Genomic DNA, 19,639 nt, shown 5'->3' with positions numbered 1-19,639 from the left:
GGGATCGTGATATAAGGACGTACTCGGATCGTCGTGGATATCGAAGGGCCTACTCCCCCCACACGTCCGACAACGGGTGGTCGGCCATCGGGTCCTCGTCGCCGTCGTTGCCGTCGCCGCCGCGGGTACCGCCGTCCGAGGCTCCCGCCGCTCGCGACGAGGAGGAAGACGACGAGGACGACCGGCCAGCCCCGCCGGATCCGCCGGATCCGCCGGACCCCCCCGATCCGCCGCTGAATCCCTTGGTGCCACCGCCGCCGCCCGACCGTCCGCGACCGATCCCGTGGCCGGCGCCCGAACTCGGGCCTGGGTCGGCGTCCATCCCCGCCATCGCCGCCTCGGGGTCGAACTCGGGGACATCGGGGGTCGACATGCGGTCGATCTGGTCGCGGAACCACGGCGGCGTGTCGGCCTCGGCGCGCTCGAAGAGGTCAAGGAGGCTCGAATCCGCGAGGTACGTCGCGCCGTGGTCGTCGGGCGCGCGCACGACCCGGCCGCACGCCTGGATGACGGTGCGGAGGGCAGCGCGGTGATACCACGGCCACCGACCGTCCTCCAGCCTGGCGGCGACGCGGGAGTCGCCGGTGTTGAGGTACGGCGCCTTACACAGCACCTGCCAGCGGCAGAGGTCGCCCTTCAGGTCCAGCGCCTCCTCCATCTTCACGGAGACGAAGACCTCGGGATCGTCGCTGGCCTTCCACGCCTCCAGTTGGGCGTCGCGGTCGTCGCTGTCGTGGCTCCGCACGCGGGCGGCGACGCCGAACTGGTCGAACCGCTCGGCCAACTGTCGCGCGATGGCGTAGCTGTGGGCGTGGATCAGCCCCTTCTCGTCGGGGTGGCGCGCCATCAGCCGCAGGCACAGGCGCGCGACCTTCGGGAGCGTCTCGTCGCGGTGTTCGTACGTCATCTTCCCCCGCGTCGTGTCGAACAGCGGTCGATTCTCGACGGGGAAGGTGTGCTCCACGTCGACGAGCGCGACGTCCTCGGGGTCGAGCCCGACGCCGCGACAGAACGACTCCTTGCTGAGGATCGTCGCCGAGAGCAGGGCGAAGCGGTTGCCGCGGTCCCAGACGGTGTGTTTCAGGTACTTCTCGGGGTCCAGCGGCTTGATCGTGAGCGCGCCCCCCTCGCCGTCGGGCTGGTCGACGACCCACGTCGTCGCCGACTCCGTGTCGCGGTAGTCCTCCAGGAACCACTTCAGATCCGAGATCAACTCCTGGAGGCGGTCGCGCCGCGCGGCCTCCTCGGGACTCAGATCGCTCTGCCGGAGCAGCTCGTCCTTCTCGTCCGAACAGACGCCCAGCAGCGCCTTCGCGAACCGCGAGGTGCGCTCGACCGGCCCGACCTCGTCGTTGTGCACGTCGGGGACCCCCACGTCGTCCCAGACGGGGACGGTCCCCGGCGACAGCTCGATGGTCGCGTACATCTCCGCCCACTCCGCGAGGCCGTGGGCCTCGTCGACGACGACCACGTCGCGCTTCCGGAACACGTCCGAGCCGGCGGTCTGCATGAAGTACGCCAGCGTCATCGCGGCGATGGGGCGGTTCGAGGCGATGGCGCGGTCGGAGTAGTACGGACAGCGGTGCTGGACCGAGCAGTCGTAGCCGCGCTGGCGGGCGCAGGGCGCCCGGTTCACGGGCGTGTCCTCCTCGCCCGGGAGGATGCAGGTGTAGTTGGACTTCCCGCGGATGACGTTCAGGTCGTCGAGCAGGTCGTCCTCGGCCACGTCGTCGAGCTGGGACACCTGCGGCGTAGTGTAGTACGCGCCCGTCGCCTCCGAAGGGCTCGCCTCCTCGACGCTCCGTGCGGCGCCAGCGATGGCGCGCGCCAGCAACGACTTCCCGCTGCCGGTGGGTGCGCGCACGAGGACGACGCGGTTGCCGGCGGCGAACGCGTCCGCGATGTCCGACAGCGCCCGCTCCTGGGCGCCACGGAAGGAGGGCGCGGGGAACTCGGAGCCGATCCGGTCGGGGTCCACGGTCGTCAGACCGAATCGGCGGCCGGCGGGTAAGCGTGTCGGATGGGTACCTTCGAACACCGGATCCTGAAATTAATATAGTAGATTGCGGGAACTCACCTCGATGGACGACGACCCCGGGGAGGCGGAGTTCTCTCACCCTCGAAACGTCGAAACCCTGCGTCTCCTTCACACGGACGCCCGTTCGGTGCTCGACCACCAGCTCGCGATCCTCGGAGACATCGACGACAAGGCAGCGCGGACGGTTCGGTTGACCGTGCTGGTTCTCGCGGCGGTTATCTCGGCCCCATCGGTCATCGACAACCCCGATCAGTACGTAAATCAGTACACGGTTTGGGGCGGACTATCGCTCGTCCTCTCGGTTGTCCTCGGCGTGATAACGTACAGCTCGTCCTCTCCCGAGCTCGGCCCCGGGCCGTCGGACATCGAACGAGTGCTCGACCGAAGGTTCATCGAATTAGAGTGGTTGGTGATCGTCCTGGACAACTACGAGGACTGGATCGACCGGACCGGAAGGGTGAATAGGGTCAACGGTTGGTTATTGGCTCTAACGCAGGCGGCGCTCGCCGTCGGACTTGGGTTGTTCGTGATTGGCGTCGCACAAACACTCACCGACATCTCGCGCTACGTCTCCTATCCGCCACCTGAGGCAGCATACCCCGTGATCGGAGTCGTATCGATCTCGGCTTTTCTGGCGATCTGGTTAGTTCTGACCGCGCTCTGGAAAGGGGCGTTCAATAGAGAGGGCCGCCGATGACGTCTCTCCGGTGACCAGACGTACGCCAAGCTTTATAGCTACGAACGATGGAACATGTCGTATGGAAGACCCCCGCGAGACCGAGCCGCCGCTGGAGGGCCAGCGAGGGTACAAGGGTCCCGCGTTCATCGCGAAGCTGTTCACGTCGCGAGCGGATCACTCCCACGAGTAGCTCCCGCTCCACCGACCGTTCCGCTACTTCTCGAATTCAGTCCTCCACGTCCCCCGGAAGCGCCTCGACGTGCCCGCGCGTGACCTCCTCGTCGTCGGGCAGCCCCTCGATGCAGTCGTAACACAGGAAGTGCTCGGAGCCGTCCGCCAGCTCCAGCGTTAGGCCGTCGGTGCTCCCGGTCTCGAACGACCAGAGGTCGCCGATCCCGCCGCCGAGACGGACGCGCCGGTCGCAGCCGTTGCAGCGCTGCTTGCTCATGACACCGCTCGGGACGGCGCGGTCATAAGCCCGCGGCTCGCGGACCGGGGACAGCTTCTTGCGCGGAGCCGGCGTCGGCTAGGGGTGGCATGGACGTGAACTGCGAGGGCTGTGCCGGCTGCTGTCTCGACTGGCGGCCGCTGGGCGCGCCCGACGACCGCGAGCGCGAGGGACGCTACCGAGCGCTCGACGACGCGTACCACCTCGTCCCGCTCTCGCGCGACGAGATCCGCGGGTTCGTCGACTCGGGCCTCGGCGACGCGCTCGTCCCGCGGCTGTTCGCGGCCGACGGCGACCGCGCCACGACGGTCGACGGACACGAGGTCGCGGGGGTCGACGGCCGCCCCGCCTTCCTCGTCGGCATTCGCAAGCCCCCGAAGCCCGTCGCGCCGTTCGAGGGCGAGCGTGTCTGGCTCGATGCGTGCGCCTTCCTCGACCCGGACACGCTGAAGTGCCGGCTCCACGACACCGACCGCTACCCCGACCGCTGTCGAACCTACCCCGGACACAACCTCGAACTCGACGCCGACACGGAGTGCGAGCGCGTCGAGCGGGTCCACGGCGACACGGGCGAGCGCCTCGTCGAAGACACGGTCCCCGAGGACCTCCCGCCGCCCCCGCTGGGCCGGGGGGCGCTGGGCTCGACAGTGTTCCTTCACCACGATCCCGAGGCGCTCTCCGACTCGGGCGCCGTCGGGCGGCTGATCGACGGGGAGGCGACGCCGGCCGACCGGGCCGCGTTCGTCGCCGCGGCCGCCGCGTCGGCGCCCGGCACGGCCGCGGTGAACGACGACCGCTACGAACTGGCCCGCGAGCGCGTGCTCGCGGCCGACTCGTGGGTGGGCAACGCCGCGGCCGAGTGGGACGCCGCCGCCGGCGACCCCGGGGACCGCGTCGGCGACGCGCCCGACGCCGAGCGCGTGGAGGTCGACCGCGGGGCGCCCGCGACGACCGACTGGGAGAGCTGACCGGGTCGGGAACGCCGGCAGCGTCGACTCGCCGGGCCCGGGACCAACTGTTATCGGCGCCGGCCGCCAGGGGAGCGTATGCGCGTGCTCGTGACCGGCGCGACCGGGTTCGTCGGGAGCCGTCTCGTCCCCGCCCTTCGGGCTGCGGGACACGAGGTGGTCGTTCTCGTCCGCGACGCCGAACGGGACGGCGGGACCGAGGGCCCCGACGGCGACGAACGGTCCGGGACGGACGACGCCGACCCCGCGGTCCGGGTCCTCGAGGGCGACCTCCTCGCCCCCGACGAGGTCCGCCTCGTCACCGGCCCCGGGGAGACGGCACCCCAGCCGCTGGGGCGGTGGCTCGCCGCCCTCGACTGTGACGCCGCGTACTACCTCGTCCACTCCATGGGCGAAAGCGACGACTTCGCGGAGACCGACCGCCGCGCGGCCGAGGCGTTCCGCGCCGCCGCCGACGAGGGCGGACTCGATCGGGTGGTCTACCTCGGGGGCCTCGGCGACGAGCGCGAGGAGGAGCTCTCCGAGCACCTCCGGTCGCGCCGCGAGGTCGGCCGGATCCTCGGTGAGGGGGAGTACGACCTGGTGACGCTGCGGGCGGCGGTGATCGTCGGCGACGGCTCCGCGAGCTTCGAGATCGTCCGTCAGCTCGCCGCCCGACTCCCCGTGATGGTCACCCCCCGCTGGGTCCGGACCGAGTGTCAGCCGATCTTCGTCGACGACGTGATCGCGTACCTCGTCGGCGTGCTCGATGCCCCGGCGGCGGCGGGCGGCGTCTACGACATCGGCGGGCCGGACGTGCTCACCTACGAGGAGGTGCTCCGCCGGACCCGGGAGGCGCTGGGCGGGCGGCTGTTCGTGGTCCCGGCCCCGGTGCTCACGCCACGCCTGTCGTCCCGGTGGGTCAGGCTCGTCACCGACGTGCCGAGGGGCGTGGTCGACCCCCTCGTCGACGGCCTCCGGACGCCGGTCGTCGCCGACGACGCCGCCATCCGCGAGCTGGTCCCGGTCGAGCTGACGCCGTTCGACGAGGCGGTCCGAACCGCGCTCGCGCGGCGGGACGACCGGATCGATCCGGGCGACCGAGAGGATCGAGACGACCGGGCTGACCCCTCCGACGGGCGGGCGACCGAACCCGCCGGGGGCGCCACCGGCGGGGCGCGCGGCGACGCCGCCGAGCGGTCACGGACCGCGGTCGAGGACTCGACTGACTCCGAGGGGTCCGCGTGAGCGAACCGACCGCTGGCGAGGAGGACACACCGGACCGATCCGCCGGCGGGGCGGCGGTGGAGGAGCCCCCGCTGCGTGCCGACTTCGGCGACGCGTGGGTGTACGAGAGCATCGTCGGCGCGGTGCCGGGGGCGGCGCTCTCGGCGCCCGTCGCCGTCGGCCTCCAGATCGTCGTCTTCGAGGCGGGGATCCTCGCGCTCGCGGCGGCGTACGACCTGTGGGACGCCGTCCCGGTCGGGACCGTCGCGGTCGGCGTCGCAGCCGTCGGGAGCCTCCTCATGCTCACCCTCGGCGACGAGAACCGGACGCTCGACGTGTCGCCGAGGTACTACCGGCTGCTGTTCGGGTCGAGCATCGAGGTGGTGCTCGCGGTGCTGGCGTTCTCGGGGGTGGTCACCCACCTGTTCGTCGTCGACCCGGCGGCGGCCGGCCCGCCGGCGGTCCTCCTCCGCCTGCTCCCGGTCGCAGTGGCGCCGGCGGGGGAGCCGATCGTCGCGGAGCTGTTCGGCGAGCGGCCGCCGGCGCCGGCCGTCTTCCTCGCGCTCGTCGTCGTGTGGGACCTGTGTTACCGGATCGGCACCTCCTGGTGGACCGCGATCGTCTCGCTGTACCGCGAACTCCGCCTGGAGTGTGGCGCCGGAACCCGTCCACGGTTCCGGCGGCTGGACGCGCTCAACGTCGGGTTCGCGTTCGTCCAACTCGCGCTGGTCCCGTTCGTCGCCGACCGACCGGTGTTGCTGGCCGCGCTGGTGGGCCACGTCGTCGCCGTCACCGTCGTCTCGGGGGCGGCGATCGCGCTGTCGTTGGCGGCGGAGTAGGTGTCGCTGGCGGCGGAGTAACTACCGCTGGCGACGGAGTAGTGCGGAGAACGACGACCGACGGTCGACGGTCGACGACCGTGCAGTAATCGCTGCCGGGTTCAGTCGTCCTTGATCGACTCGAACTGGTCGAGGAGTGCCTCCGCGGATTCGCCGGAGTCGTAGGTGACCCTCCCGCGGTACTCGCTTCGAGCCTCCGCGAAGTCGCCGTCGAGGCGGGTCTTCGATTCGCGACGTTCGTGCTCGTCCTCGTCGTAGGCACCCATTGACATGGTACGACATGACGTAACAAATTGTGTGTAATATATGTATCGGTCGTTCGTGGGATACCGGCGCCCCGCCGAGAGGATCGGCGCCACGAGCGGAGGCTTCAAACCGCCGGCCCGACCAGTTCCGGTGTGGCACGTCCCCTACGGTTCAGATACGCTCCCGGCACCTGGTCGGCGTCCCGGATCCGCGACGACCTCTACGGGCCGCTCGACGCCAACCTCGGGGCGACCGAGCGCGACCCGTGGTTCGCGCCGCCGGCGGGCTACGAGGCCCGACGGTTCGACATGGACGACGGCAGCCTCGCGCTGTTCTGCTGGACGGACGACGGCGAGGGCCCGGCGGGCGTCGGCGGCGGCCCCGGCGCCTACTGGCTCGGCAACACGGAGACGCCGTCGGCGCTGTGGCGCACCGAGAAGTACGCGTTCGCCGACGTGCCGTTCCCGGTGACGCGGTGGGCCGAGCGCGAGTTGACGGCCGTCCTCTACGAAGAGGAGCCGTGGCTCGAGGACTTCCCGCACCTCGCGTGGTACTTCCTCCCCGTGCTGTGCTCGAAGGACGGGGCCGAGACCACCCGCGAGTTCTTCCGCGAGCACGCGGCGGGGTTCCCCGACGCCGACCGGTTCGAGGCGCTGGGCTTCTACGAGCAGTTCCTCGCGACCGGCGTCATGGACGACGAGCGCGAGGAGATGGCGAGCAAGCTCGGCACAAGCGAGTACATGGACCTCACCCGCATGACCGCGACGATGGGCGAGTTCGACGTGGCGCGCCTCCTGGTGAACGCCGGCTACGACATCGAGCCGGAGATCGAGGTGTCGACCGACCACGTCATCGACTACCGCGCGACCCGCGCGGACGGCACCTCGACGCTCGTCGAGGTGACCCGCCCCGTCGCACCCAACCGGCGCTCGGCCGGCACCCCGTCGGCGGCCGTGCGCGACACCGTCGAGACGAAGACGAGCGGGCAGCTGGAGGCCCACGGCGGCGGCATCACGCTGTTCGTCGACTGCTCGTCGTTCCCCGACGACGACTGGTTCGCCGTCCGCGGGGAGCGCCCCGAGGTGGGCCACCGGCCGGCGGTGGTGTTCCGCTCGCGTCCCGACGGCCGGACCGAGGCGTACAGCACGGGGAGCGTCCCGCTGGAGCTGGACGCGGCGCTGGAGTGGGTCTGAGACGGCAGTCGGCAGAAGGTGTGGCCCCGGAACGCTGGTGACTGAGCCGGACCGGAGCCGGATGCATGGCGGTGGTGTGTGGCCGCGGCGGTGGCGGGCCGCCGCGGGGTGGCGATCAGAACGAGACGGGATCCGGTCCGTCCTCGCCGACCGCCGGCGCGTCGCGATCGCTGTAGAAGCGGCGACCGACGGCCTCGTGGCCGACGCCGCCGCGGAGGGTCATCCACACGTCGTCGGCGGAGTGGAAGGTCTCCGAACCCAGGCGACCGAGTACCGCGCCGATCGTCTCGCTCCCGTCCTGCAGTTCGATACGGGTATCGCCGTACGCGTCGATGAGTTCGCCGCTCGTCGCGGGGTACTCGTGGGCGGATAGCTCGTCTTCGGTGCCGTTCAGGCGCATCAACTGGTCCGACGCGAGCCGAGTATGTAATGATTGTCCATGTACGACCTTCGTGGGAACGGTAGAATATAACGTATTATTATGGCCTTTCAGCGCGTGATCGTCGTCCCTGCCGTCCGGCGCGCGGCCGACCGGAACGCCCTTCCGCGCCGCGCGCCCCCGATCCGGCAATGGTAGTCGCGGACCTCCACGCGCATACGACCGTCTCCGACGGGACGTTCACGCTCGACACGCTGGTCTCGACGGCCCGGGAGGCCGACCTCGACGCCGTCGCCGTCACCGACCACGACCGGATCCACCCCGACCTCGACGCGCCCGTCGTCGACCGCGACGGCGTGACGGTCGTGCGGGGCATCGAGCTGCGCGTGGAGCTGCCGGACGGCGAGCGCGTCGACCTCCTCGGCTACGGCGTCGACGACGACCCCGACCTGCGCGCCGAGTGCGACCGCCTCCAGCGTGACCGTCGCGAGCGCGGTCGGCGGATCATCGAGCGCGTCGAGGAGCACCTCGGCGTCGACCTCGACGTCGAGCCGCGCGCCGGGCTCGGTCGACCGCACATCGCCCGCGCGATCGACGAGAGCGACGCAGCATACGACTACGAGGACGCCTTCGCGCACCTGATCGGCGACGACGGTCCCTGCTTCGTCCCCCGCGCGGTCACGCCCGGCGAGCGCGGCGTCGACCTCCTCGGGGACGCCTGCGCCGTCGTCGGCCTCGCACACCCGTTCCGGTACGACGACCCGCCGGCCGCCCTCGACCTCCTCGTCGAGTACGACCTGGACGCCGTGGAGCGGTTCTACCCGTACGCCGCCGCGGTCGACGACGACCCGGACGTGGTGGAGTCGCTGGCGCGCGAGCACGACCTCCTGTTGACAGGGGGCAGCGACGCCCACGGGAAGGAACTCGCGGTCGACGGGCTCGACGCCCGGCGGTGGGCCGCGGTGCGCGAGCGGCTACCTGGGCCGTGATCGGTTGCCGGAGCCGTGATCGGCTACCTGGGCCGTGATCGGTTGCCGGAACCCTGACCGGCCACGGGAGGCGCGGGGTTAAGTACGATCGAGCCCCTCGATCCGAGTATGCAGTGTCACTACTGCGACCGGGAGGCGGCGTACGCCGCCGAGCGCGGCGGGGTCACGGTCGGCCTGTGCGAGTCGCACTTCCGCGACCGCGTCGAGGAACTCGCCGAGAGCGAGGGCCTCGAGGCGCTCCGGGAACAGGTCGACGTGACGCAGGCCGACCGGGAGTCCTGAGACGGACGGCGGTCGGTCCCCGCGGTTCGTCCCCTCCTCACCACAGCAGATCGACGCCGAACACGTACAGCCCCGCGAGCGCCGACTCGAACGCGAGCGTGCCGAGCGCCGAGAGCACGACGAACCGGCGGCGGTCCATCTCCGCCAGCCCCGCGGGGACGGTGAGCATCCCGCGGGTGAACAACAGCGCGTTCGAGACGGGCACGACGACCGGACCCCAGCGATCGAACCAGCCGTCGAACCGGTCCAGGCTCTCCTCGCTCACGCGGAACCACCGCTTCTGCAGGAGCCACTCGCGGCCACCCCGCTGGGCGACGGTGAACAGCACCACCTGTCCCACGGTCGCGCCGAGCACCGCGATCCCGATCACCGCGACGACGGTCCCCGGGGAATGGCCGAAGAGGATGAGCGACCCGGGGACGATCAGCTCGCTCGGCATGAAGTACATCAGCATCGCGCCCTCCAGCACGAAGACGGCGAACAGCGCGAGGTAGGCGTACTCCGAGGCCAGCATCGACTCCAGCCACGGGGGCATCGCGCCGACCTGGAGGGGCGAGAGCGTCACGGATCCCGCTTGCCCGTCTCCGGATATAGGGTTTGTGTGATTCGCCGTGCGGCGACGGCGGTCGCCGGCGTCACCCCGGCGGCGCCGTCGCTGACAGCGTCGCCGCGTCGACAGCCGCGAGCGTCGGGTTTACCTCCCACGCGGGCCGACGCTCAGGCATGTTCCCGACCGACCGGCCGCGCCGCCTGCGCACGGACGGCGTCCGGCCGCTCGTCTCCGAGACGGACCTCTCGGCGTCGGACCTGATCGCGCCGGTGTTCGTCGACGCGACGACCGACGAGCGCGTCGCCATCGAGTCGATGCCCGGCCACGAGCGCGTGCCCGTGGGCGAGGCGGTCGACCGCGTCGAGGAGGTGCTGGCGACGGGTGTCGAGGCGGTGATGGTGTTCGGCATCCCGGAGTCCAAGGACGAGGTCGGCTCGCGGGCGTACGCCGAGGACGGCGTCGTCCAGCGCGCGGTCCGCGATATCGCCGCCGAGACGGACGCGTACGTCATCACGGACGTGTGCCTCTGTGAGTACACCGACCACGGCCACTGCGGCGTCCTGGAGGACGACGCGGCCGACGACCCGACGCTCACCGTCCGCAACGACGAGACGCTCGACCTCCTCTCGAACACGGCCGTCTCGCACGCCGATGCCGGCGCGGACATGGTCGCGCCCTCCTCGATGACCGACGGGATGGTCGGCGCCATCCGCGAGGGGCTGGACGAGGCGCGCTTCGCGGAGGTGCCGATTATGAGCTACGCGGTGAAGTACGAGTCGGCCTTCTACGGGCCGTTCCGCGACGCCGCCGACGGCGCGCCCGCCTTCGGCGACCGCCGGCACTACCAGATGGACCCCGCGAACCGCCGCGAGGCGCTCCGGGAGGCCCGCCTCGACGCCGATGAGGGCGCGGACGTGCTGATGGTCAAACCCGGCCTGCCGTACCTCGACATCGTTCGCGACGTGCGCGAGCACTCCGACCTGCCGGTCGCCGCCTACAACGTCTCCGGCGAGTACGCGATGTTGCACGCCGCCGCCGACCGCGGGTGGCTCGACCTGGAGGAGACCGCTCACGAGTCCCTCCTCTCGATGAAGCGCGCCGGCGCGGACCTGATCCTCACGTACTTCGCGGAGGACATCGCCGACCGGCTCTGAGGCGGGGACTGAACCGCTTCGACGATCCCCGACACCCCCACAGCGACACGAGCGGGTGTCCGTGACGACCCGACCCAGAAGAACCGCCGTCGCGACGACGCCCGTCCGACCGTCGGGTGGGACTGAAAGGGGCCGGCGCGTTCGGGGACGGCGCGGACCGGTGAGCACCGCAGGAGCGAGGCGTCGCCGAGCGACGAGGAGCGCGCCGGCCGCACCGATCCGAACGCGCCGGGGGCTTTCGCGGCAGTCAACTCCGTCGCCTCGGCGGTGCTGTTCACAACGACACCGGGGAATCGCACACCAGAGCGAACCGATCGCGAGAAGGCGAACCCTTAACCCGGAAACCGACGCATCCCCCCACAATGCATCGCCCGGCGGTTCCCGACGCCTACATCGAGGAGGTCGCCGAGCGCACCGACTTCGCCGTCGAGGACGTGCGCATCGGCCTGCGCGTCCTCCACGACGCGGTCCAGGACCGAATCGTCGAGCAGTACCGCCGCGCCCGCGACGACTCGACGCCGAACCACCTGCTGACCGACGACGCCGAGTCGGCGTGGTTCGCGTTCGCCTTCGCCGACCTCCGGGCGGAGCTGGAGGCCGCCGGCTACGAGATGGACGCCGACCTGCTCGCGGCCGTCGCCGCCGTCAACATGACCGTCTTCCAGGAGGTCCACGACCGAACCGTCTCGTTCCCCCGCAACCTGGCCGACGCCAGCGACACGCCGTTCTTCTATCCCGTCTACGTCGCCAAGCCCGACTGGTGGCGCGAGGCCGAGACGCGCGCCCTGCGATCGCTGGTCGGGCTGCTGGAGTCGGGATCGTCGCCGGCGGCCGCGCTGGACGCGTGGGCCGTCGACGCCGCGGGCGCCGACCCCGACGAGTGGGCCGACCTCCGGGGCGTCAGCGCCGAGCGCGTCCGCGCGAACGCCGAGAAGGCGCCCGACCCGGCGCCGGAGGCCGCGGACGGACTCCGGGCGGAGGCGCGCGAGGGCGTCCCGGACGGGCCGTACGACCCCGAGACGGATCGGCTGTTCGTCCCGACGACCGACCAACTGGCGGCCGCGCGGGAGGCCAGCGAGGAGGACGAGGGTGAGGGCAGCAACGAGGCCGACACGGAGGACTCCGTCGGCACCGACCACATCGACGCCGGCGACGATTCGGGCCCGACCCCGGATCCCGACTCGGACCCCGACCCCGACGGCCTCGCCGACATCGATCCGGACGACCTGCTCGCGGGCGAGGTCGAGGCCGCGGACCTCCCGGAGTACGCGGTCCAGGGAAGCGACGGCGACGACGCGGATTCGGACGCGGACGACGGCGGTCGGGTCATCGACGGCGCGGCCGCGTTCGACCGCGAAGACGGCAACCGCGACGGCGACGACGGCAGCGACGACAACGTCACCAGCGACGGTCAAGGCGACCGCGATCGGACCGACGGCGACGACAGGTAGATACCGCTCTCGCGCCTATCTCGGGGTATGACAGACTGGCGTGCGGTCGCGTGGGGTGCGGTCGTCTTCTTCGTCATCGCGGCGTTCGGCACCGCCATTCCGGTCGTCGGGCAGCTCGGCGCCGGGCTCGTCGGGGGCGCCGTCGCGGGCTACCTCGCCGGCGGCGGCCTCGGCAACGGCGCGTGGCACGGCCTGCTCGCGGGCTCGGTGACCGGCGTCGCCTACACGCTCCTGTTCGCGCTGCTTGGGGGTGTTCTCGGACTCGCGGGCGGCGGTCCGCTCGGCGGGCTCCTCGGCGGCGCGGGCATCCTGGTGCTCGGGATCGTGATCACGCTCGTGTTCGCGATCGACTCGGCCATCGCCGGCGCCATCGGCGCCGTGCTCGCGGAGTAGGGTTCGGATTCAGCGATCGAGGTACTCCTGCTGGATCGCGACGACCTCCGAGGAGTCGTCGCACTCGCCGTACCGCCGCAGCGGCTCCTCGTTGAGTTCGAGGAACGTCTCCCCCCAGGTGAACTTCGCGAGCACCGCCTCCGCCTGCGCGGGTTCGCCGAGCATGTGGAGCGCGGCCGCGAACGCCTCGACCGTGGTGAGTTGCATCGGCCGGCCGAAGTTCACGGGGTTGGCGGCGACGAGATACGGGAGCGCGCGGTGTTCCCCCGGCAGCGAGAACATCGCCTCTCCCGCGGACTCCCACGAGCAGTCGAGCGCGACGAGCGTCTCGCCGTCGGCCGCGTCGCGGTCGGCCGGCGACAACGCCCGCTCGGCGTGGGGGTTGAGCACGACCCCGTACGGCGTCGCCGCGTCCGAGCGGTGCAGTTCCGCCAGATCGAAGCGCGCGAGCTTCCGGGCCGTGCACTTGTCGGGGTCGTCGTCGCCCTCGTACCGGACGTGCAGGTCCACGATCCGGGCGAGGCGACGCGGGCGAATAAGCGCCCCGGAGTGGCGGACCGACGGTGCGCCGTCGCGGCGGGGGGAACCACCGGCGCCGACCGATTCAAGCCGCCCGCGCCCGCCGATCCGGACGTGTCACACGAGGCAACCGCCCGAGCCTACTACCGCGCCATCGACGCGGCGGCGTACGACGACCTCGCGGCGCTGCTCGCGCCCGCGTTCGTCCACGAACGTCCGGATCGAACGCTCTCGGGACGCGAGGAGTTCGTTCGGTTCATGCGCGAGGAACGGCCGCGGACGGACACCGAACACCGGATCGACGCGGTGTACGTCGAGTCCGACGCGACCGACGATGGCGACCCCGAGAGCGACGGCGACGCTCCCGACGGGATCGCGGTCCGCGGGCGACTCCTCGACGACGGCGGGGAGCTGTTCGGCTTCGTCGACGTGTTCGAGTTCGAATCGGCCGACGCCGACGCGGTCATCGCGCACCTCACGACGTACACCGACTGAGAAGCCGAGAAGCGGGGCCCGGTGGGGGCCGGCGGTCGGCCCGCGCTTACTCCTTCTCGCCGGCGCCGACCGCGCTCTCGCCGATCTTCTCACCCCCCTCGATGACCTCCCTGCCGCCCATGTACGGCTGCAGGGGCTCGGGCACGTCGACGGTGCCGTCGTCGTTCTGGTAGTACTCTAAGATCGCGACGACGACGCGGGGGACCGCCACGCCCGAGCCGTTGAGCGTGTGGAGGTACTCGGCCGACTCGTGGCGCTCGGGGCGGAACCGCAGGCCGGCGCGCCGCGCCTGGAAGTCGCGGAAGTTCGACACCGACGACACCTCGAGCCAGCGGCCGCCCTGCTCGGGGCCGTCGGCCATGTCGTCGCCGGGAGCCCATACCTCGATGTCGTATTTCTTCGCCTGCGTGAACCCCAGGTCGCCGGTACACATCTCCAGGATACGGTACGGGAGCCCGAGGCGCTTCAGTACCTCCTCGGCCTCCTCGACGAGGTGCTCGAAGCGCTCCTCGCTGTTCTCCGGGCGCACGAAGTTCACCATCTCCACCTTGTTGAACTGGTGGACGCGAACGATGCCGCGCGTCTCGGTGCCGTGCTCGCCGGCCTCCCGGCGGAAGTTCGGCGAGTACGCCTGATGCTTCACGGGGAGGTCGTCGTCGAGCAGGATCTCGTCGCGGTACATGTTCGTGACGGGCACCTCCGCGGTCGGGAGCAGCCAGAGGTCGTCGTCGTCGATCTCGTCGGCGTTCTCGTCGCCGACGCGGTAGGCGTCCTCGACGAACTTCGGGAACTGGCCGGTGCCCTCCATCGACTTCGAGTTCACCGGGATCGGGGGGAACACGTCGGTGTACCCCTGCTCGCGGTGGACCTCGAGGAAGAACTGGATGAGCGCGTGCTCCAGCATCGCGCCCTCGCCCTTGGCGAAGTAGAAGCCGCCGCCCGACACCTTCGCCCCGCGGTCGAAGTCGAGGATGTCCAGGTCCTCGCCCAGGTCGTAGTGCGGGATCACCTCGTCGGGCAACTCGCGGAGGTCGTCGAACCCCTCGCGGCAGCGCTCGACGTTCTCCGACTCGTCGGCGCCGACGGGCACGTCGTCGTCGGGGATCTGCGGGAGGTGTAGCATCGCGTCGTGGAGTTCCGCCTCCAGTTCGTCGGCGCGCTCCTCGATCTCCTGGAGTTCCTCCTTGAGGTCCTGGCTCTTCTCGATCGCCTCCCGGGCCTCCTCCTCCTTGCCCTCCTGTTTCAACTGGCCGATCTCCGACGAGACCTCGTTGCGCTCGTGGCGCAGGGTGTCGCCGCGCCCCTTCAGGTCGCGCCACTCCTCGTCGAGTTCGAGGATCCGGTCGAGGTCCACGTCGACCCCCTTGTTCTCGATCCCCTCGCGGACCTCCTCCGGGTGCTCGCGGAGGTACTGCCTCGAAATCATTTGGTGGGAGTTCCGGCGGTCCCGCCTAAACCGTGTCGGGTCTGTGTGAGCGATTCGGTAGGTGGTTCGGTGCTGTGGTTTGCGTGTTCGCGTCCTATGCCACCGGGACGGCTACCGCGTGGACACAGTTCCCGAAAGCCCCCGCATCGCTGGACTCGCGCGACTCGCTGCGCTTCTCGCTCGCAACGAGGTCTCACTTTTCGACCTCGCTCCGCTCGCTGTGGTGCTTACGTCGTCGGGCTTCGCCCAGCGATGCGGCCCCTTTCAGTCCCACCCTGAGGTCGGACGGGCCGAGCGTCGAACCTGTCTGCCCGGTGTGTGCGAACCGCGATCGCCTGCTGCGGCGCGCGTCGGCGGGCCTGCGTGCCCGCCGACCGCGCGAGGGACGAGGAGCACAGCGAGGCCGGAGGCCGAGCGAGCACCGCAGGCGGTTGGGGAGGGAGAGGCGTGGGTGGGGCTGAAAGGGGCCGTGGCGCTCGGGGAAGGCGGCCGATGCAAGCACCGCAGGAGCGAACGGAGTGAGTGACGAGGAGCGCAGCGAGGCCCCCGACCCGAGCGCCACGGGGGCATTCGGGAACTGTGCGGCGGACGTGTTCGTCCGGTCGACACTGTCGAGGGTCATCCGAGGCTCACCTCGCGGGCCACGTGCGGCGGACGTGTTCGTCCGGTCGACACCTGTCGCTCGGACGTGAAGACACCCACTGAAAACCGCAGACTGAACTGCGGATCTACCGACTGAACTCGATCGCGGCGCCCTGGCCGAACCCGACGCACAGCGACGCCAGCCCGCGGTCCACGTCCCGCTTGATCATCTCGTGGATCAGCGTCACCGGCAGCCGAGCGCCCGAGGCCCCCAGCGGGTGCCCGAGCGCGATCGCGCCGCCGTTGACGTTGAACTTGTCCTCGTCGACGCCCAACTCGCGCCGGGAGTACTCACACTGGGAGGCGAACGCCTCGTTCACCTCGACCAGCCCGTAGTCGTCGATGTCGCTGCCGGCGCGCTCCAGCAGCCCCCGGGTCGCCGGGACCGGGCCGATCCCCATGACGGTCGGGTCGACGCCGGCGACGTTGTTCGTGCCGACCTCCGCGAGCACGTCGAGCCCGTGCTCGTCGGCGAACTCCTTCGAACACACCAGCGTCGCGGCCGCGCCGTCGGTGATCTGCGAGGAGTTGCCCGCCGTCACGGTCCCGTCGCCGGTGAACGCCGGCGACAGCCCCGCGAGCGTCTCCACGTCGGTGTCGTGGCGGATACCCTCGTCCTCGGTGACGACGCCGTCGTCGGTTTCGACCGGGACGATCTCGTCGTCGAAGCGGCCGGTCTCGGTCGCCTCGGCTGCGCGGTGGTGCGAGCGTGCGGCGAACTCGTCTTGGGCCTCGCGGCTCACGCCGTACTCGTCGGCGACCTTCTCGGCGGTCATCCCCATCTGCAGTTGGAAGACGTTGTACTGCTCGGAGAGCTCGGGGTGGAGGTGCTGGTAGGAGTCGCCGTCCATCGGGACGCGGCTCATGCTCTCGACGCCGCCGGCGACGATGCACTCGCGGTTGCCGGCGGCGACGGCGTCCGACGCCGAGATGATCGCCTGCATCGAGGAGGCACACCAGCGGTTGATGCTCGTCGCGGGCGTCCCCTCCCCCAGTTCCGACAGGAGGGCGATGACCCGAGCGACGTTGTTGTCCTGCTCGCCGCGCTGCTGGGCGACCCCCCACATGAGGTCGTCCACGTCGTCGGCGTCCAGATCGTGTTCCTCCAGGATGTGATCGATGAGCGTGACCGAGAGATCCTCGCTGCGTGTGTCCGCGAAGACGCCGTCCTGCCTGCCGAACGGGGTCCGGTACGCGGCCGCGATGACGGGCGTTGCCATGGATCGCACTCGGCGGTCCTGCCTGATAAATCCGGGAGAACCGGCCGTACGTGGCCGCGGGTTTATCCCGGCGTGTGCGTGCGTTTCGCACGCGTCGTTTCCGCCGCTTCGACGCGCTTAACAGCCTCCGGCGGCAATCCCTGGGGGATGAGTGACCCGGCAGAGGACGTGGTCGAGCTTCTCGTAACCGTCCACCGGTACAACGAGGACCGCGACCTCGACGCCGACGACCTACCGCCGCGGTACCGCCAGGTCTTCTGGAGCGAATCGCCGGAAGAGGAGGACGGACCGGGCGGCGTGGAGCGCCCGCTTCACGTGACAGAATCGACCGCGAAAACCGCCACGGGCGTCGAGCGCCCATGGGATGCGATCTCGGATCTGCTGTTCTCCCAGCGCAAGGAGTTCTCCGGGGAGGTGTCGCTGTCGCAGCCGGAGATGGCCGTCGACTGGCTGCTGGAGCGCATCGACGACGAGAACCTCCGCGAGAACCCCGTGCTCGCGGCGATCGCCGAGGACCCCGAGGTCGAACACGACGCCGACTTCACTGTCTCTCACGAGGAGGCGCGCGGGGAGAACCGCCCCGTGCGCGCCGACCGCGTGTGGATCGACGCCCTGCTGGGCGAGTACTTCGACGAGGAGGAGGACGCCGAGATGCTCGATCTCGTCACGGTGAAGGCGCCCGAGGAGATCGAGATGACGCTGCACGACCTGGTGCTCACCGAGGATCAGGAGGGCGAGATACGCAAGCTGATGAAGGCGATCGAGCACCGCGAGTACCTCGCCACCATCGGCCTCCGGGAGATCGGCAAGCTCCTGTTCGTCGGCCCGCCCGGCACGGGGAAGACGACCGCCGCCCGCGCGCTCGCACACGAACTCGGCCTCCCGTTCGTCGAGGTGAAGCTCTCGATGGTGACGAGCCAGTACCTCGGCGAGACCGCCAAGAACGTCGAGAAGACGTTCGAGGTCGCCAAGCGGCTGGCCCCCTGTATCCTGTTCATCGACGAGTTCGACTCCGTCGCCAAGACGCGCAAGTCCGACGAGCACGCCGCGCTCAAGCGCGCGGTCAACACCCTGCTGAAGTCGATCGACGACATCTCGCTCGTGCGCGACGAGGTGCTGCTCATCTCGGCGACGAACCACCCCGACCAGCTCGACGCCGCGGCGTGGCGGCGCTTCGACGAGATCGTCAACTTCCCCAAGCCGGACCGCCAGATGCGCGCGGACATCCTCCGCGTCATCACCCGGCAGATGGAGATCGCCGAGTTCGACCCCGAGGCGGTCGCCGACCGCACCGAGGGGCTCACCGGCAGCGACCTCCGGCTCGTCCTCCGCGAGGCCGTGCTGGAGGCGCTCACCGACGACCGCATGGAGATCACCCAGGAGGACATCATGGACGCCGTCCAGGACTTCGAGGAGCGCGACAACCTCAAGAACATGGACATGATCGACGGCGAGGGCGCGGAGGTCGTCGGCGACGGCGGCGGACACGATCACGACCACGACCACGACCACTGACGGCGATCTGTCGAACGATCCTTCACGGGTGGCTACGCTCCCCGTTCGCGTTGCGTGGCCTCGCTGCGCTCGACCTCGCTCCCGACACCGCTTAGTCGCCCCTCCCACACCATCGGGTAGATGCGCGTCACGCTCCTGGGCACGGGCGACACCACCGGCACCCCCACCGTCGGCTGCGACTGCGACACCTGCGAGGCGGCCCGCGAGCGCGGGATCGAACGCTCGCGCTTCTCCGTCCACGTCGAGAACGACCGCACCGGCGAGAGCCTCCTGATCGACTTCTCGCCGGACTTCCGTAAACAGTTCCTCACTCACGACGTTCCGCTCCCGGACGCCGGGATCGTCTCGCACATTCACTTCGACCACCTCGACGGCCTCGGCAACGCCTACCGCCTGTTCGACGACCTCCCGGTGTACGCCGCCGACGAGACGGACCCCGTCACCGGTGAGTCGGTCGCCGACACGATCCGCTCGAAGTACGACTACCTCGACCGCGTCACCGTCCACGATACCGCGCCGCTGGAGCCGACCCGGATCTGCGGGCTCGACGTGACGCTCGTCCCGGTCGATCACCCGCCGCTGGTGTGCTACGGGCTGTGCGTCGAGGACCCCGAGACGGGCGCGAAGCTGTCGCTGTCGGGCGACACGAGCTACGACGTGTCCGACGAGTCGCGGGCGGCGCTCGCGGACCCGGACCTCCTGCTGGCCGACGGCATCGTTCCGGCGCGCTTCTGTGAGTACCACCCGATGGGCGGGAAGGACGAGGGCCCCGACGGGACGCCCTACACCTTCGGAACCAAGCACATGACCCGGGAGGGCGCGCTGGCGTTCGCCGCCGACCTCGACGCCCCCGAGACGCGGCTGGTCCACCTCGCGCACTACTACCCGCCCGAGGAGGCGTTCGCAGAGCCGCTGGCGGTCGACGGCGAGACGTACGACCTGTGAGCCGCCGACGCCGAGGTCGGCCTCGCGGACACGGGAAATACCCGAAGACACTTGCGGACGTG

Annotated in this window: 21 protein-coding genes; 13 read left to right on the top strand and 8 right to left on the bottom strand. The window is 70.5% G+C overall.

Annotation, left to right across the window (positions count from 1 at the left end; translation table 11 throughout):
* Positions 1-49: 49 nt before the first annotated feature.
* A complete protein-coding gene (locus K6T50_RS08085) occupies positions 50-1,978 on the bottom strand; it encodes a helicase C-terminal domain-containing protein (RefSeq protein WP_222606124.1) in 1,929 nt (642 codons plus the stop codon).
* A gap of 103 nt (positions 1,979-2,081) precedes the next feature.
* On the opposite strand from K6T50_RS08085, the gene K6T50_RS08080 reads away from it, so the two are divergent.
* Entirely contained in the window at positions 2,082-2,735 is a 654-nt protein-coding gene (locus K6T50_RS08080) for a hypothetical protein (RefSeq protein WP_222606123.1), read from the top strand.
* 208 nt (positions 2,736-2,943) lie between these two features.
* Here the strand turns inward: K6T50_RS08080 and K6T50_RS08075 are convergent, their stop codons facing one another.
* Positions 2,944-3,165, bottom strand: a complete 222-nt coding sequence (locus K6T50_RS08075) for a DUF7561 family protein (RefSeq protein WP_222606122.1) — start codon at positions 3,163-3,165, stop codon at positions 2,944-2,946.
* A gap of 89 nt (positions 3,166-3,254) precedes the next feature.
* Here K6T50_RS08075 and K6T50_RS08070 point away from each other — a divergent pair, with 89 nt between their 5' ends.
* The 3 genes from K6T50_RS08070 (at position 3,255) to K6T50_RS08060 (ending at position 6,178) form a co-directional block, all read left to right on the top strand.
* Positions 3,255-4,133, top strand: a complete 879-nt coding sequence (locus tag K6T50_RS08070) for a YkgJ family cysteine cluster protein (protein ID WP_222606121.1) — start codon at positions 3,255-3,257, stop codon at positions 4,131-4,133.
* A gap of 78 nt (positions 4,134-4,211) precedes the next feature.
* Positions 4,212-5,360, top strand: a complete 1,149-nt coding sequence (locus K6T50_RS08065; RefSeq protein WP_222606120.1) for an NAD-dependent epimerase/dehydratase family protein — start codon at positions 4,212-4,214, stop codon at positions 5,358-5,360.
* 71 nt (positions 5,361-5,431) lie between these two features.
* Positions 5,432-6,178, top strand: coding sequence for a DUF7530 family protein (locus K6T50_RS08060; protein WP_222608860.1), 747 nt, complete (start codon positions 5,432-5,434; stop codon positions 6,176-6,178).
* Between the two features lie 101 nt (positions 6,179-6,279).
* Here K6T50_RS08060 and K6T50_RS08055 read toward each other — a convergent pair whose 3' ends face one another.
* Entirely contained in the window at positions 6,280-6,450 is a 171-nt protein-coding gene (locus K6T50_RS08055) for a DUF5786 family protein (protein ID WP_345778293.1), read from the bottom strand.
* 126 nt (positions 6,451-6,576) lie between these two features.
* Between K6T50_RS08055 and K6T50_RS08050 the strand changes: the two genes are divergently transcribed.
* The gene (locus K6T50_RS08050; RefSeq protein ID WP_222606119.1) at positions 6,577-7,617 is read left to right on the top strand and encodes a DUF5784 family protein; all 1,041 of its coding nucleotides are present in this window, start codon (positions 6,577-6,579) and stop codon (positions 7,615-7,617) included.
* 115 nt (positions 7,618-7,732) lie between these two features.
* Here K6T50_RS08050 and K6T50_RS08045 read toward each other — a convergent pair whose 3' ends face one another.
* Positions 7,733-8,017, bottom strand: a complete 285-nt coding sequence (locus K6T50_RS08045; RefSeq protein ID WP_222606118.1) for a DUF5789 family protein — start codon at positions 8,015-8,017, stop codon at positions 7,733-7,735.
* Between the two features lie 170 nt (positions 8,018-8,187).
* On the opposite strand from K6T50_RS08045, the gene K6T50_RS08040 reads away from it, so the two are divergent.
* Positions 8,188-8,985 carry a PHP domain-containing protein gene (locus tag K6T50_RS08040; RefSeq protein ID WP_222606117.1) on the top strand — a complete coding sequence of 266 codons (798 nt, stop codon included), beginning with the start codon at positions 8,188-8,190 and terminating at the stop codon, positions 8,983-8,985.
* A gap of 108 nt (positions 8,986-9,093) precedes the next feature.
* Entirely contained in the window at positions 9,094-9,267 is a 174-nt protein-coding gene (locus K6T50_RS08035) for a DUF6757 family protein (protein ID WP_222606116.1), read from the top strand.
* Between the two features lie 37 nt (positions 9,268-9,304).
* On the opposite strand, the gene K6T50_RS08030 is transcribed toward K6T50_RS08035, so the two are convergent.
* On the bottom strand, positions 9,305-9,802 hold the full coding sequence (locus tag K6T50_RS08030) for a DedA family protein (protein ID WP_222608858.1): 498 nt from the start codon (positions 9,800-9,802) through the stop codon (positions 9,305-9,307).
* 188 nt (positions 9,803-9,990) lie between these two features.
* Between K6T50_RS08030 and hemB the strand changes: the two genes are divergently transcribed.
* From hemB to K6T50_RS08015, 3 genes are all read left to right on the top strand, one after another.
* Positions 9,991-10,971: a porphobilinogen synthase gene (hemB, locus tag K6T50_RS08025; protein ID WP_222606115.1), complete on the top strand. Its 981-nt coding sequence runs from the start codon at positions 9,991-9,993 to the stop codon at positions 10,969-10,971.
* A 362-nt stretch (positions 10,972-11,333) separates the two neighbouring features.
* On the top strand, positions 11,334-12,422 hold the full coding sequence (locus K6T50_RS08020; protein ID WP_222606114.1) for a hypothetical protein: 1,089 nt from the start codon (positions 11,334-11,336) through the stop codon (positions 12,420-12,422).
* Positions 12,423-12,449: 27 nt separating this feature from the next.
* Positions 12,450-12,815, top strand: a complete 366-nt coding sequence (locus K6T50_RS08015) for a DUF5518 domain-containing protein (protein ID WP_222606113.1) — start codon at positions 12,450-12,452, stop codon at positions 12,813-12,815.
* A gap of 9 nt (positions 12,816-12,824) precedes the next feature.
* On the opposite strand, the gene K6T50_RS08010 is transcribed toward K6T50_RS08015, so the two are convergent.
* Positions 12,825-13,325, bottom strand: coding sequence for a DUF367 family protein (locus K6T50_RS08010; protein WP_222606112.1), 501 nt, complete (start codon positions 13,323-13,325; stop codon positions 12,825-12,827).
* A 123-nt stretch (positions 13,326-13,448) separates the two neighbouring features.
* On the opposite strand from K6T50_RS08010, the gene K6T50_RS08005 reads away from it, so the two are divergent.
* On the top strand, positions 13,449-13,829 hold the full coding sequence (locus K6T50_RS08005) for a nuclear transport factor 2 family protein (protein WP_222606111.1): 381 nt from the start codon (positions 13,449-13,451) through the stop codon (positions 13,827-13,829).
* A gap of 46 nt (positions 13,830-13,875) precedes the next feature.
* On the opposite strand, the gene serS is transcribed toward K6T50_RS08005, so the two are convergent.
* Entirely contained in the window at positions 13,876-15,255 is a 1,380-nt protein-coding gene (serS, locus tag K6T50_RS08000; protein WP_222606110.1) for a serine--tRNA ligase, read from the bottom strand.
* A gap of 728 nt (positions 15,256-15,983) precedes the next feature.
* Complete coding sequence (locus K6T50_RS07995) at positions 15,984-17,117, bottom strand: thiolase family protein (protein ID WP_222606109.1); 1,134 nt, start codon at positions 17,115-17,117, stop codon at positions 15,984-15,986.
* Between the two features lie 147 nt (positions 17,118-17,264).
* Between K6T50_RS07995 and K6T50_RS07990 the strand changes: the two genes are divergently transcribed.
* Together K6T50_RS07990 and K6T50_RS07985 are read left to right on the top strand one after the other, a co-directional pair.
* On the top strand, positions 17,265-18,632 hold the full coding sequence (locus K6T50_RS07990; protein WP_222606108.1) for an ATP-binding protein: 1,368 nt from the start codon (positions 17,265-17,267) through the stop codon (positions 18,630-18,632).
* 120 nt (positions 18,633-18,752) lie between these two features.
* A complete protein-coding gene (locus K6T50_RS07985) occupies positions 18,753-19,577 on the top strand; it encodes an MBL fold metallo-hydrolase (protein WP_222606107.1) in 825 nt (274 codons plus the stop codon).
* The last annotated feature ends 62 nt before the right edge of the window (positions 19,578-19,639 follow it).

Origin of the sequence: Halobaculum magnesiiphilum (assembly GCF_019823105.1) — an archaeon.
Lineage (GTDB): Archaea > Halobacteriota > Halobacteria > Halobacteriales > Haloferacaceae > Halobaculum > Halobaculum magnesiiphilum.
Note: the sequence above shows the minus strand (reverse complement) of the source record. Positions and strands in the feature narration are given on the sequence as shown.